11 protein-coding genes are annotated in these 13,990 nt (G+C 67.4%); 8 read left to right on the top strand and 3 right to left on the bottom strand.

Annotation, left to right across the window (positions count from 1 at the left end; genetic code table 11):
* The first annotated feature begins 13 nt into the window (after positions 1 to 13).
* From ACFVWG_RS31915 to egtD, 7 genes are all read left to right on the top strand, one after another.
* Positions 14 to 790 (top strand): ABC transporter ATP-binding protein, encoded by a 777-nt coding sequence (locus ACFVWG_RS31915; protein ID WP_391547168.1) that lies wholly within the window; start codon positions 14 to 16, stop codon positions 788 to 790.
* The gene (locus ACFVWG_RS31910; RefSeq protein ID WP_391547167.1) at positions 787 to 1,470 is read left to right on the top strand and encodes a (2Fe-2S)-binding protein; all 684 of its coding nucleotides are present in this window, start codon (positions 787 to 789) and stop codon (positions 1,468 to 1,470) included. Before ACFVWG_RS31915 ends, ACFVWG_RS31910 begins: the two co-directional genes overlap by 4 nt.
* A 40-nt stretch (positions 1,471 to 1,510) precedes the next feature.
* On the top strand, positions 1,511 to 5,161 hold the full coding sequence (locus tag ACFVWG_RS31905; protein WP_391547166.1) for a glycoside hydrolase domain-containing protein: 3,651 nt from the start codon (positions 1,511 to 1,513) through the stop codon (positions 5,159 to 5,161).
* Positions 5,162 to 5,320: 159 nt separating this feature from the next.
* Positions 5,321 to 6,547 carry a glutamate-cysteine ligase family protein gene (locus ACFVWG_RS31900; protein ID WP_391547165.1) on the top strand — a complete coding sequence of 409 codons (1,227 nt, stop codon included), beginning with the start codon at positions 5,321 to 5,323 and terminating at the stop codon, positions 6,545 to 6,547.
* The gene (gene egtB / locus ACFVWG_RS31895) at positions 6,544 to 7,881 is read left to right on the top strand and encodes an ergothioneine biosynthesis protein EgtB (RefSeq protein ID WP_391547164.1); all 1,338 of its coding nucleotides are present in this window, start codon (positions 6,544 to 6,546) and stop codon (positions 7,879 to 7,881) included. Before ACFVWG_RS31900 ends, egtB begins: the two co-directional genes overlap by 4 nt.
* Positions 7,881 to 8,624: an ergothioneine biosynthesis protein EgtC gene (gene egtC, locus ACFVWG_RS31890; RefSeq protein WP_391547163.1), complete on the top strand. Its 744-nt coding sequence runs from the start codon at positions 7,881 to 7,883 to the stop codon at positions 8,622 to 8,624. The genes egtB and egtC overlap by 1 nt, the downstream gene beginning before the upstream one ends.
* Positions 8,621 to 9,586, top strand: a complete 966-nt coding sequence (egtD, locus tag ACFVWG_RS31885; RefSeq protein ID WP_391547162.1) for an L-histidine N(alpha)-methyltransferase — start codon at positions 8,621 to 8,623, stop codon at positions 9,584 to 9,586. The genes egtC and egtD overlap by 4 nt, the downstream gene beginning before the upstream one ends.
* A 166-nt stretch (positions 9,587 to 9,752) precedes the next feature.
* Here egtD and ACFVWG_RS31880 read toward each other — a convergent pair whose 3' ends face one another.
* From ACFVWG_RS31880 to ACFVWG_RS31870, 3 genes are read right to left on the bottom strand one after another with little or no spacing between them, the layout of a single operon-like run.
* Positions 9,753 to 11,045 carry an ABC transporter substrate-binding protein gene (locus ACFVWG_RS31880; protein ID WP_391547161.1) on the bottom strand — a complete coding sequence of 431 codons (1,293 nt, stop codon included), beginning with the start codon at positions 11,043 to 11,045 and terminating at the stop codon, positions 9,753 to 9,755.
* A gap of 10 nt (positions 11,046 to 11,055) precedes the next feature.
* On the bottom strand, positions 11,056 to 11,940 hold the full coding sequence (locus ACFVWG_RS31875) for a carbohydrate ABC transporter permease (protein WP_391547160.1): 885 nt from the start codon (positions 11,938 to 11,940) through the stop codon (positions 11,056 to 11,058).
* Positions 11,921 to 12,856 carry a carbohydrate ABC transporter permease gene (locus ACFVWG_RS31870; protein WP_391547159.1) on the bottom strand — a complete coding sequence of 312 codons (936 nt, stop codon included), beginning with the start codon at positions 12,854 to 12,856 and terminating at the stop codon, positions 11,921 to 11,923. Before ACFVWG_RS31870 ends, ACFVWG_RS31875 begins: the two co-directional genes overlap by 20 nt.
* A 77-nt stretch (positions 12,857 to 12,933) precedes the next feature.
* Between ACFVWG_RS31870 and ACFVWG_RS31865 the strand changes: the two genes are divergently transcribed.
* Complete coding sequence (locus ACFVWG_RS31865; RefSeq protein WP_391547158.1) at positions 12,934 to 13,983, top strand: LacI family DNA-binding transcriptional regulator; 1,050 nt, start codon at positions 12,934 to 12,936, stop codon at positions 13,981 to 13,983.
* Positions 13,984 to 13,990 lie beyond the last annotated feature (7 nt).

The following is a 13,990-nucleotide window of genomic DNA, read 5'->3' as shown; positions in this document are numbered from 1 at the left end:
ACGGAGGCCACTAGTGCACGTCGAGAACCTCACTCTTGGGTACGGCGCGGATGCGCCCGTGGTGACCGGGCTGACGCTGGAAGTGCCGGCTGGGCAGTTGACGGCGATCGTCGGGCCGAATGGCTCCGGCAAGTCGACGCTGTTGCGCGGCATGAGCCGACTGCTGCCTCCGCAGAGCGGACAGGTGTTGCTGGACGGCGAGGACATCCACAAGCTGCCGGCGCGGGAGCTCGCGCGGCGACTCGGTGTACTGCCGCAGGGACCGGTCACGCCGGAGGGGATTACTGCGGCCGAGCTGGTGTCGCGTGGTCGGCACCCGCACCGTGGGCTGTTCGGGCGGCTGACCTCTGAGGACGATGCGGCGATCGAGCAGGCGCTGGCTGCGGTGGAGTTGACCGAGCTACGCGACCGTCCGGTCGATCAGCTGTCCGGTGGGCAGCGGCAGCGGGTCTGGATCGCCATGGTGCTGGCGCAGGGGACCGCGCACCTGCTGCTCGATGAGCCCACGACATACCTGGACCTGGCGCACGCGGTTGACGTAATGAACGTCGTACATGCTGCTGCGCACCTCTCCGGCCGGACCGTCGTGGTGGTGCTGCACGATCTGACGCTCGCCGCGCAGTACGCCGATCACCTGGTGGTGATGGGAGACGGTGCGATCGCGGCCGAGGGGCGTCCGGTCGACGTACTGACCGCGGAGCTGCTGGACGACGTGTTCGGGCTGCAGGCAACGGTGGTGGAGGTCGGTGGCGCGCCAGTAGTGGTGCCGGATCGTAGGCTTGCTGGGTGACCCACTCCGTTCGTTCCCTCGTGGACACCCTGGCCGACTCGGTCGAGTGGTTGTCCGTGCGGACCGCGGACGCCGTACCGGGGCCTGAGTGGGTGTCGTGCGCACAGGTCATTGCTGAGCAGCAGGGCGGCGGTGATCCGACGGCTGCATGGCGTGCTCGGGTCGCGGCGGACTATGCGCGTGACTACACGATCGATCCGCCTACTCAGGTCGCGGCCATGTTCACGCTCATGTGGTACGTCCAGGTGCCTGCGCTGGTCGCCGGAGTGCTCGGTGCGGCTAAGGGGGTGTCGCCCGAGGTTTCCCCGGAGGCACTGGCCTTTCGGGTGCACCCGACCGCGCACTACCCGGTTGAGGTCGCGCTGCTCTCGGAGCGCGTCGTACCGGTGCAGACAGCAGCTGTGCAGCTCAAGGAGCACACCAAAGCGTTTCTGGACTCGTACCGGCCCGGGGTGAAGCTCAGCTCACTGCAGCGGTTCGGTGCGGTCGACGACGAGGTGCGGTCCGCGCTCCGGCTGCCGGAGAGTGCGCCGTACGCCGATGAAGCGGCTGCCGCGTTCGGAGTCTCACTGGAGCAGAAGCTGCGGACGTCGTGCTGCTACTTCTACGTGTTGCCGAAAGTTAACGCCTGCACCACTTGCCCCAGGTTCCGCCGAATGGTCTATACCAACAGGATCTAAAGGATTGCCCAGTCCCTGATCCGCGTTGAGGCTGTTCCGCATGCGGTGGACACGTGCAGTGGTGGCAGGCGTACTTCTAGTGACCTCGGTAGCCCCGATGCCGATGGCGCACGCACGGGAGGCGGCCGGGGCGATACCGGGAATGTGGACCGAGACGGCGTACAGCTCGGTCTTCAAGGACAGCGGGCGCTCAGCCGACGCCGGCGACAGCATCCGGCTCGACACGGCGAAGAACGACTACGAGGGCGCGCAGATCGTGGTGCGTGGCTCGGCCGCGTTCACCGTGAACAGCGTCGACTTCACGCCGCTGAGCGGACCGTCGGACGCCATCCCGGCCGCCGAGATCACCTACAACCCGGTCGGCTACGAGTACCTGAACCACAACTCGGTCAACGGCTGGGAGCCCGACAACTTCGTCGTACCGACGATCCGTAAGGGCGCTGGTGACTACCCGGACCGGTTGCTGAACGCAAAGACCGTGGCGGTGCCGGCCAACCAGACGCAGTCGATCTGGGTCCGCGTGCACGTGCCCGCCACGGCGGCCGGTGGTGTCTACACCGGGCGCGCCACGGTCAAGACGACGAACGGCGACCTGTCGGTGCCGATCACGGTGAACGCCCGCAACGTCGTGATCCCGCCGGCGAACCAGAGCGAGTTCACCAACGTGATGTGGACGAACTTCCTCGGTCTGACGTCGTGGGACCCGGGTGCTGGTGACACCGTCGAGCTGGTCTACGGGTACAAGCGCTACTCGGCGGACTGGTGGCAGCTGATCGACAACTGGGCCGACTACATGAAGCGGTACCGGCAGAACAGCCTGCAGCTGCCGCTACTCAGTCTGCTCCGGGACGGCGGCAGCACGGTCGATGCCAATGGCAAGTACACGTTCAACTGGAGCCGGTTCGACGAGGTGGCGCAGCGCTTCCTGGACAAGGACGTCGTGCACACGCTCGAGCTCTTCACCGGCTCCGGCCCGAAGGACCCGCCGCACAACCCGCAGTACCCCCGGTACATGACCGAGGTGATTCCGAAGAACCCGAACCAGGCGGTGCCGGACTACCCGTACTGGAACACGCCGGAGGCCGACAACTGGTACGCGCAGTTCTACCCGGCAGTGCGCCAGCACATGATCGACAAGGGCTGGCAGAACAAGTCCTGGATCCACGTCGGTGACGAGCCGAACCCGGGCGTCGAGGGCTGGGACGGCATCTACCAGAAGCTGAAGCAGTACTGGCCGGAGGCGAAGGTCGGCGACGCCGTGGTGAACGCCCAGGCGGCGCACGTCGCGGACGAGACCGACATCGTGATCCCGAACCTGCACACCTACACCGCGACCGTCGACCCGGCGACCGGTCAGACGCCGTTCGACCTCGATCGGCAGGGCGGGAAACCACTCTGGTTCTACAACTGCAACATCCCGGCCGGTAACCACCTGAACAGGTTCATCGACCAGCCGCAGTGGAACCAGCGCCAGACCATGTGGCTGGCCTACAACAAGGGCGCCACCGGCTACCTGCACTGGGCCTACGGCAACTGGCAATTCAACATGAACGACCAAGAGGTCAAGGGCGACGGCTACATCGTGCGGCCCGACAAGGCCAATCACACCATCGAGTCGTCGACGCGCTACGAGTCGCTGCGGGACGGCATGGAGGACTGGGAGGTCCTCAACAAGCTCGGCAAGACCAATCCGGGTCTGGCGCACGACCTGGCGAACAGCGTGGTGCAGGCGAGCGACACCTACACGCCGGACGTCAACTACATGCAGCGGGTACGGCGGATCGCGCTGGACGCCGCAGCGGGTCTACCGGTGACCGCAAAGGACCTGGCGCGGGCCAAGACCGCCACTGCGTCGAGTGGTGATGCCAGCAAGGCTGTCGACGGCGACAGCTCGACCGCCTGGCAGCCCACGTCGGGCAACGGCACCAACTGGACGCAGGTCGACCTCGGCCGGCAGGCGCAGGTGGACGGCGTCCGGCTGAAGTGGGGTGCGACCTGGGCAAGCAAGTACCGGGTGCTGACCTCGTTCGACGGCACCAAGTGGGCCGAGGCGGGCACGCGGGTCGACAACTCGCACGACGTGCTGGCCAAGCCCGGTGGAGACGACTTCGTCGGTCTCAACGTCAAGGCGCGCTACATCCGGGTTGAGGCAACCACGTCCAGTGCGGGTGCGACGCCGTACCAGCTGCTTGACCTCGAGGTGTCCGGCAACCTGCTGCTGCAGCAGAACATCGCAGGTGGCAAGGGATACGAGCGCACCAACCCGTCCGGCCGGTTCACCGACGACTTCAAGACCGAGGCGACCGATGGTGTGCTCAGCAACAACTGGGGCGACAACAGGAGCTTCGGCTACGAGCTGTCGAGTACGGTCCCCAGCGTCTCGCCGTCCGTCACGATCGACCTGGGCTACGCACAGGAGGTCGGCACGGTCCGCTTCCATGCCTACGAGGAGTATCCGGACTACAACCCGGACATGCTCACGGTCTCGAGCAGCAATGACAACGTGAACTTCACCGAGCGTGGGCGGCTCAGTTTCATCAACGGCGCCTCGAACCTCTGGTACGACCTCGGCTTCGCGCCGGCGAAGGCACGCTGGATCCGGGTGACGGTCAACAAGAAGATGAACAACAAGTACCAGACCGGGTTGTTCGTCGACGAGATCGAGGCGTACGGCGCCGGCCAGCCGGGAGACGTGACGCCGGGGTCGACGGCGTACCGGTGGGACGGGTCGGACGGCGGCCACCAGGTGATCTTCGCGCCGACGGCGACCGGGTCGATGGGCCGGTTCGACTGGAATGCGACACCTGGTCTGAAGCGGGACGACCTGGGTGGTGGTCCGATCGCTGGGAAGACCAGCGGCTACGCCTGGTACAACCAGCAGCACGCAGTGGCTCGCAGTACGACGGGCAAGCTGTTGCACTGGTGGTGGATCGAGGGTGAGTCGGCGTCACACACTGCGGACTGGGGCGGTGACGCGGCCAGTGATCCGACTGCAGTGGTGTGGTCCGGGCAGCAGCACATCTTCGCGCGCTCCTCGACCGGTGATCTGACGCACTGGTGGTGGGACCCGGCGGACAGCCAGCTCCGCATCGACAAGTGGGGTGGCGCACCGGGGCCGATCGTTGGCACACCGTCGACCTACGTGTGGGGTAACCAGCTGCACGTGGTGGCACGGGGCGCCGACAACCACCTGTACCACTGGTGGTGGGTGACCGGTGAGTTCGAGCCGCACTTCGCCGACTGGGGCGGTGAGGCGTACTCCGACCCGACCACGTTCGTCTGGAACGGTCAGCAGCACGTGTTCACCCAGGCTGCCGACGGACAGCTCTTCCACTGGTTCTGGGACGCCGGTAGCGGTCTGAACCTGGTCAAGTGGGCCGGGGCGCCCGGCAAGTTCGTGGGCGCACCCTCGTCCTTCAAGACCGCCACCCAGCAGCACGTGGTGGCCCGTGGCCCGAACAACACGCTCTACCACTGGTGGTGGGACCAGGGCCTGGGAGTCGTCCAGTGGGAGGACCGGGGTGGTGAGGTCTACTCCGACCCGGTCGCCTTCGCCTACGACAACCAGCACCAGTACTTCGCGCAGAGCAAGACGAACACCCTGGCGCACTGGTGGTGGGTCCCCGGCGACCCGAACAACGGCTGGCACTACAACGACTGGGGCGGCAGTGTGAAGTACCCGCCGGCATGATGCTCTTTGAAGCGCTTCCACCAGGAAGTTCTTGTCTGTAACGAAAAATGTCGGTGGCTGCCTGCAGGATGCGGGACATGAGAGTCGTGCTGCAGGCGTCATCGATGAGTAATCCGGTCTTGGTTGTCCGGGCCCGGCGCGAGAGCTACGGTCGCTGACGTGACCTCGTCCGGTGGTGCTCCGGCGACGACCCCGATCGGCTCCCGGGCCGATGCGGAGGGCTACGTCGCGATGGTCTGTTTCAAGCATGGTCCTCCACAGCTGCACGGCGTCGAACTGGAGTGGACCGTGCATCACGCGGAGGATCCGCGCCGGCCGCTCGACGCCGACCGGCTGAGGAAGGCACTGGGCGTGCACGCGCCCCCCACCCTGGTCCCCGGCAGCGCGCAGCTGCCCTTGGGCCGGGGTGCTCTGGTCACCGTGGAGCCGGGTGGCCAGGTGGAGATCTCCGGCCCGGCCATGGCGTCGATCCAGCAGCTGGTCGACGACACCGCCTCCGATGCGGCCGAGCTGGCCGCGCTGTTGCAGTCCGAGGGTCTGGTCCTGGGCGAGCACGGGCTGGACGCGTTCCGCGCGCCCCGGCGCATCCTCACCGTCCCGCGCTATGCGGCGATGGAGGGTGCCTTCCGGCGGCTGGGTCCGCACGGCCCGCGGATGATGTGCAGTACGGCGGGACTCCAGGTCTGCCTTGATGCCGGTGAAGTGGACCAGACCGCGTTGCGCTGGCGCGCTCTGCACGACCTGGGGCCGACTCTGGTCGCTCTGTTCGCCAACTCCCGGCGCCGGGCCGACGCTGACACCGGCTGGGCGTCTGCCCGGACAGAGGCGACCTTCGGCACCTGTGTGCCGTTCACCGAGCCACCGCCGCTGGACGGCGACCCGGCTGAGGGGTGGGCGCGGACTGCGATGGAGGCACCGGTGCTGTGCCTGCGGCGCGGTGACAGCTGGGACGCGCCGGTCGGGCTGACGTTCGGTGACTGGGCCGACGGCCGGCTGCCCGGTGACAGACCGACGTACGACGACCTTGAGTACCACCTGTCCACGCTGTTCCCGCCGGTGCGGCCGCGTGGCTATCTGGAGGTTCGCTACCTCGACACGCAGCCGGGAGACGGGTGGATCGCCCCGACCCTGCTGATCACTGCGTTGATGTCCGATCCGGCGCGACTGGACGACGTACTGGCTGCTGCCGAGCCGGGGGCCGGGCGCTGGTTCCCGGCGGCCCGTGACGGGCTCGACGACAAGCCGGTCGCGCAGGCGGCCCGTGAGCTCGTCGATCTGGGCATCGGCCTGCTGGACCGGATCGGCGTCACCCCTGAGCTTCGTGCTGCGGTCGCAACCCGGCTGCAGGACATCGTCGACGACACCCGAAGAAGGCGAGCCTCATGAGTCACCAATTGTCGGATCTGACCGAGGAGGGACTGCGGTCCTTCGTTGCCGAGCAGTTGGACCGGTCCCGGCGGCGGACGGCTCAGCTGGCGGATGCGGTCGACGTCGACGACCTGGTCAAGCAGCACTCGAAGCTGATGTCGCCGCTGATCTGGGACTACGCGCACATCGGTAACCAGGAGGAGCTCTGGCTGGTCCGCGACGTGGGCGGTCGCGAACCGCTGCGGCAGGACATCGACGAGCTGTACGACGCGTTCATGCACCCGCGCGCGGACCGGCCGGCGCTGCCGTTGCTCGGGCCGGTGGAGACGCGGGCGTATGTCGAAGAGGTCCGGGACAAGGTGCTCGACGTCCTCGACCACGTGAAGTTCGACGGTGGCCGGGAGCTGGTCGACAACGGGTTCGCGTTCGGGATGATCGTGCAGCACGAGCAGCAGCACGACGAGACGATGCTGGCGACCCACCAGTTGCGTCGCGGCGTACCGGTGCTGGATGCACCCGCACCTCCGCCCGGTCGGCGGCTGCCGGCGGCTGAGGTGCTGGTGCCCGGCGGGGTCTTCGAGATGGGGACGTCGGTTGAGCCGTGGGCGCTGGACAACGAGCGGCCGGCCCACGCCGTACGGGTGGCGCCTTATGTGATCGACACGGTGCCGGTGAGCAATGGGGACTACCTGCAGTTCGTGACTGGCGGTGGGTATCAGGACCCGCAGTGGTGGTCGGAGGCCGGCTGGGCACACGTCCAGAAGGGCTCACTGACCGGACCGCGGTTCTGGGAGGTCGAGGACGGTTCCTACTGGCAGCTGCGGTTCGGCAAGCGGGAGGCGCTGCCGCTGGACGAGCCGGTGATGCACGTCTGCTTCTACGAGGCCGAGGCCTATGCGAAGTGGGCAGGCAAGCGTCTGCCGACGGAGGAGGAGTGGGAGTTCGCAGCGCGGTTCGACCCGGCGACCGGGCGGACGCGGCGGTTCCCATGGGGTGACGAGAGCCCGGGTCCGCAGCACGCGAACCTCGGCCAGCGCCACCTCGGCCCGGCTCCGGTCGGTGCTTACCCGGCCGGGGCCTCGCCGCTGGGCGTCGAGCAGCTCATCGGTGACCTCTGGGAGTGGACGTCGAGCGACTTGACGCCGTACCCGGGCTTCCGCGCTTTCCCGTACGACGAGTACTCGCTGGTCTTCTTCGGACCGGACTACAAGATCCTTCGCGGCGGTTCGTTCGCCACCGACGAGGTGGTCGCCCGCACCACGTTCCGCAACTGGGACTACCCGATCCGCCGCCAGATCTTCGCCGGCTTCCGTTGCGCCCGCGACCCACGCCCAGAGGAACTGCGCTCCTGATGTGCCGCCACCTCGCCTACCTAGGCCCACCCACCACGCTCGCCACCCTGGTGCTGGAACCGGATCACTCCCTGTTCGAGCAGTCCTGGGCTCCGCACGACATGCGCGGGGGCGGGACGGTCAACGCCGACGGCTTCGGCCTGGGCTGGTACGCCGATGGCCAGCCCGCACGGTACCGGCGGAACGTGCCGATCTGGACGGATGACAACCTGCGGGACCTCTCGCACGTGATCACTTCGGACGCGATCATCGCCGCCGTACGGAACGGGACGGAGCGGATGCCTCATGTGGAGTCGGCGGTCGCGCCGTTCCGCAGTGGGCGTTGGTTGTTCAGCCACAACGGCCGGATCCCGGGCTGGCCGGAGTCGACGGTGAAGCTGGCGGGAGCGTTGCCGGTCGCCGACCTGGTGACGATCGACGCCCCGGTCGATTCCGCTCTGCTGTTCGCGCTGATCTCGCATCGCCTGACCAACGGGTACGACGCCGCTGAGGCGGTCGCATCCGTCGTCCATGAAGTGGAGGAGGCGGCACCAGGTTCGCGACTGAACGTGTTGCTGACCGACGGCGAGCTGCTCGTCGCCACCTCGTGGACGCATTCTCTGCACGTCCGACGGACCGCCGAATCGACCACCGTCAGTTCGGAACCGTTCGGCGCCGGGCACTGGGACGAAGTCCCGGACCGCTCGTTGCTCGTGGCCACCGCCACCACCGTGAGCATCACCCCGATGGAAGGACCGCAGTGACCCAGATCGACGTACACCTCACGCCGGACTATGCCGCTCGAACCCTCCGCGATGACGTCCGCGCCGGACTCACGGCCGACGCGAAATGGCTGCCGCCGAAATGGTTCTACGATGCGCGCGGCAGCGAACTGTTCGAGCAGATCACCCGGCTGCCCGAGTACTACCCGACCCGTGCCGAGCGCGAGATCCTGCAGGCGCGCAGCGGCGAGATCGCCAAGCTGACGAAGGCCCGCACCCTGGTCGAGCTCGGTTCCGGCTCGTCGGAGAAGACCCGCCTGCTGCTCGACGGGCTGCGCGATCACGGCACGCTGACCACGTTCGTCCCGCTCGACGTCTCCGAGTCCGCGCTGCGCGAGGCATCGGACGCGATCAACGCCGACTACCCGACCATCGACGTACATGGTGTTGTCGGTGACTTCACCGCCCACCTCGACAAGCTGCCCGGCGACTCGCCCCGACTGGTCGCCTTCCTCGGCGGCACGATCGGCAACCTGCTGCCCGCCGAACGCGCCACCTTCTACCGCTCGATCCGCGATGTCCTCGAGCCCGGCGAGTGGCTGCTGCTCGGCACCGACCTGGTCAAGGACCCGGCCACCCTGGTCGCGGCGTACGACGATGCCCAGGGCGTGACCGCCGAGTTCAACCGCAACGTCCTCCGCGTGATCAACCGCCAGCTCGGCGCCGACTTCGACGTCGACGCCTTCGAACACGTCGCCCGCTGGGACGCCGACAACGAATGGATCGAGATGCGCCTGCGCGCGACCAGCCCGCAACGCGTCCTGATCCCCGAGGTCCACCTCGAGATCGACTTCGCCGAAGGCGAGGAACTCCACACCGAGATCTCGGCCAAGTTCCGCCCCGAGGGCGTCACCGCCGAACTGGCCACCGGCGGCTTCACCCAAGCGGCCTGGTGGACCGACACCCAAGCCCGCTTCGCCCTCTCCCTCTGGCAAGCCGCCTAACCCCTCGCCACCCCCATTTGATGGGTGGGCCCACCGCGTTGTGGGTGAGCCCACTGCATGCGATGAGCCCACCCACAACCTGATGGGCTGGCCCACCAAAGGGTGCGATGAGCCCGCCCACAACCTGATGGGCTGGCCCACCAAATGGGAGGAGGGCGGGAGGGGATCAGCCGCCGGATTTGATGAGGGCGTTGATCTTTTCGACGTAGGCGGAGAGGTTGGAGACGGGTTTCTTGCCGCTGATGATCGGGGTGTACTCGGCGGTGGTGAGGTCGCCGACCTGCTGGGCCCATTGGGTGGTGAAGCGGACTCCGACCGTCTTCTCGGCGGCCAGGTCGGCCTTGACGGTGTCGACGACGGTGGTCTGCTGGGCCTTGGTCAGGGCGTCGAAGTAGCTGGCCTGCGCGGGGGTGTAGGCCGGGGGAGCGACCGGGGACTCCGGCAGTACGGCGTCCCACACCTTCGTGTTGACGTACTGCAACACCTTGAAGGTCGAGTCCTGGTTCTTCGTGTACTGCGGGGTGCAGATGCCGACCGAGTCGTACAGAGTGGCCGGGGTGGTGACCTGCGGGAACGGTACGAACCCGTATTTCACCTTCGGCTTGTCGACCTGGAACCCCGCGGCCAGCCACTGCCCGCCGAACATCATCGGGATCTTGCCGGCCGCGAACAGCGACTGCGCGTTCGAGGCGTCGTACCCGGGTGGGGCGACCGAGCCGTTCTTGACCGCGTCGGCGAGCTTCTGCACGCCCTCGGTGTACTTGCCGTCCGCCTCGGCCTTGGTCGGGTGGTTCACGTCGTCGGTGAACGGCGCGCCACCCGCGGAGACGGCGTACATGCTCATCGTGAACGGGCCGTCCGGTCCGGTGAGCTGATCGGCGACCAGCCCGTACTTCGCTCCGTTCTTGCCGGTCAGTTTGGCCGCGGCGGAGTACATCTCGTCCCAGGTCCAGCCGCCCTTGGGGATGGTGACACCGGCCGCGGTGAACGCATCGGCGTTGTACCAGACGCCGTACGTGTTCATCAGCGACGGGAGCCCGCCCATCTGGCCGTCGGCGGTGGTCCAGTTGGCGATCGCGGACGGGACGAACTTGTCCGCGCCGAAGTCTCCGTCCTTCAGCTTCGAACTCCAGTCCACCAGCAGGCCTTGCTGGGTGTACTGCTGCTCGGTGTCGTTACCGCACCAGAACAGGTCCGGCAGCTTCTTCGCCTGGGTCAGCGACGACAGCTTGTCGCCGTACTGGCCGCTCGGGGTGTCGAGCAGCTCGACCTTGATGTTGTCGTCCTTGAACTCGGCCAGCGCCTTCTTGATCACGGCGTTGGTCTGGGTCGACTCCCACGTCATCACGGTGACGGTGACCGGGCCGTCGCTGGAGCCGGAGTCCGAACCGCCGCAGGCCGCGGTCGTCAGCAGCCCGGCGCAGGCCAGCGCGGCCACGCCGATGAGCTTGGTCTTCACAGGATGTCCCTCATTTCTGGGTGGTGCTGCCGAGCGAGCCGAGGCCCTGGATGAAGTAGCGCTGCGCGACGAAGAAGAGGATCAGCGGTGGCAGCATGTAGAGCAGGTTGGTGGCCATGTAGTAGCTCCAGTCCGGCGTCTTGCCGGCGAACGGTGAGATGAACGCGGCCATCCCGACCGACAGCGGCCACTTGCCGGAGGAGTAGAGGTAGACCAGCGGGTTCAGGTAGTCGTTCCACGAGGCCTGGAAGGCGAGGATCGCCATCGTGATCCAGGCCGGCCGGGTCAGCGGCAGCATCACCTGGGTGAAGATCCGCAGGTGCCCGGCGCCGTCGATCTTGGCCGCCTCGTCGATCGAGTACGGGATGGCCAGGAAATACTGGCGGGCCAGGAAGATGAAGAGCGGGTTCCCGCCCAGGAACGCCGGGACGATCAGCGGCAGCCAGGTGTCGTACCAGCCGATGGTCTTGTACATCTGGAAGAGCGGGATCAGCCCGACCACGCCGGGCAGCAGCATGCTGCCGACGAACAGGTAGAACCACACCTTCCGGCCGGGGAAGCGCAACCGGGCCAGCGCGTAACCGGCCATCATCGCGGTCATCACCCCGCCGAGCACGCTGAGCGCGGTGATGATGGTCGAGTTCAGTAGCAGCCTCGGGAAGTGGATCGCGTTCGGGCCGTCGATGAAGTTGCGCCAGGTCCATTCGCGCGGTAGCAACCGCGGCGGGATCTCGAAGACCGCCGACCCGCTCTTCAGGCCGATGGTGATCATCCACAACAGCGGCACGATCATCACTGCTGTGACGAACAAGGCGGTCACGTACCAGGCCGTCGTACCGGCGAGCCGGCTCGGCCTCTTGGTCCTGGCGAGGCGGCTAGTCGGGAGTGTTGTCACTGTAGGTCCAAAGGGAGGTGAACTTCGCGGCCAGGGCGATGACGACGATGATGATCACGAACAGCACCCATACCTGGGCCGAGGCGTAGCCGAGCTGGGGGATCCGGCCGAGGTTGGGGAAGCCGTTGTTGTAGATCGACAGCATCAGCACGCTGGTGCTGAAGCCGGGGCCGCCGTTCGTCAGGATCTTGGGCTGGTTGAACGTCTGCAGCGCCGCGGTGGTCTGCAGGATCACCTGCAGCAGGATGATCGGGCTGATCGTCGGCACCGTGATCCGGAAGAACGCTGACCACGGACCGGCGCCGTCCACCTTGGCTGCCTCGTACAGCTCGGTCGGGACGGCCTGGAGCGCGGCCAGGAAGATGATCATCGTGCCGCCGACGCCCCACAACATCATCAGTACGACGGACGGCATCGCCATCGTCGGACTCTGCAACCAGAGACTGGTGGGCAGGCCGAGCCGGTCCAGGACGGTGTTCAGCAGACCGACCTGGGGGTTCAGGATGAACTTCCAGAGCGTGATGGTGGCGACCGCGGGCAGGACCACCGGCAGGTAGGCGAGCGTCCGGACGATCCGGACCCCGCGGAAGCGTTGATTGCAGAACATCGCCAGCGCGAGGCCGAGGATGAGCGAGAGCGGCACATACAGGACCACCAGGTACCCGGTCGCGCGCAGGGCCGGCCAGAAGGCCGGGTCGGCGGTGAAGAGCCGGCGGAAGTTGCCGAGGCCGACGAAGACCGGATCGGACAGGCCGTTGTACTTCGTCAGCGCGAGATAGAACGAGCGGATCAGCGGATATCCGACGAACACCGTGAACCCGATGATCGCCGGGGCGATGAACAGGTACGCCGCCATTGTGTCGGACCCGGCACTGCGGCTGCGGCCGCCCCGGGCGCGACGGCGGGATTCATTCATCCGGCCTCCTGGACGGTAACGTTTCCAAGTTTTACTGTGGTGTGACGATGCCGTGTCGGGAAAAGGAAGTCAACCCTGTGTCCGAAACGTTTCCAACGCATTCCGGGACCGCCCGGCAGCCGACGATGATCGACGTGGCCCGGCGGGCCGGCGTCGGGCTCGGCACGGTCTCCCGGGTGGTGAACGGCGGGCACGGAGTCCGGGACGAGACGGCCGAGCGGGTCCGGACCGCGATCGACGAGCTCGGTTTCCAGCGCAACGAGGTCGCCCGCGCGCTGCGGCCGGGGAAGAAGTCCTCGAGCCTGGCGCTGGTGCTCGGTGACCTGACCAACCCGTTCTACGCGACGATCGCGAAGGCCTCGCTGGAGGTCGCCGGCCAGTCCGGGTTCGCCGTCGTACTGGGCAGTGTGGACGAGGATCCGGAGGGGGAGAAGCGGGCGATCCAGGAGCTGGTCAGCCGCCAGGTCGCCGGGCTGATGATCGTGCCGGACCAGGGCGATCACGCGTTCCTGGCGAGCGCCGGCGTACCGGTCGTGTTCGTGGACCGGCCCGCGACCGGGATCGAGGCCGACATCGTGATGGTCGACAACGAAGGCGGCGGGCGACTGGCCACCGAGCACCTGCTGGCGCAGGGTCATGAGCGGATCGCGATCCTGCTGGCGCCGTCGTACTACACGACCGGGCGGCGGCTTCGTGGTTTCCGGCGCGCGCACCGGGCCGCGGGGCTGGAGGTGGACGAGTCGCTCGTGGTGCAGTTGCCCGAGGGGAACGCCGAGTCCGCCGAGAAGGCGACGCGGGAGCTGATGCTGCGGCCCGATCCGCCGACGGCGATCTTCGCGTCCACCAACTTCCTGACCGAAGGTGTGTTGCGGGCGCTGGGCGAGCTGAGGCTCGAGCCTGCGGTGGTCGGGTTCGACGACTTCCGGCTGGCGGACATGCTGCCGACGCCGGTCACGGTCGTGGCGTCGGACATCGCCGAGCTCGGCCGGAGCGCGGCGCGGTTGTTGCTGGATCGCGCGTCCGGGGCTGATCGCCGGCCGCCGCAACGGATCGTGCTGCCGTGTGCGCTGATCCAGCGCGGATCGGGGGAGCGCCCGCCGTCTGCTCCGAAGAGAAAGCCTCGCTGACTGCGCC

The organism is Kribbella sp. NPDC058245, assembly GCF_042882005.1.
In the GTDB taxonomy this organism is placed as follows: domain Bacteria; phylum Actinomycetota; class Actinomycetes; order Propionibacteriales; family Kribbellaceae; genus Kribbella.
Note: the sequence above shows the minus strand (reverse complement) of the source record. Positions and strands in the feature narration are given on the sequence as shown.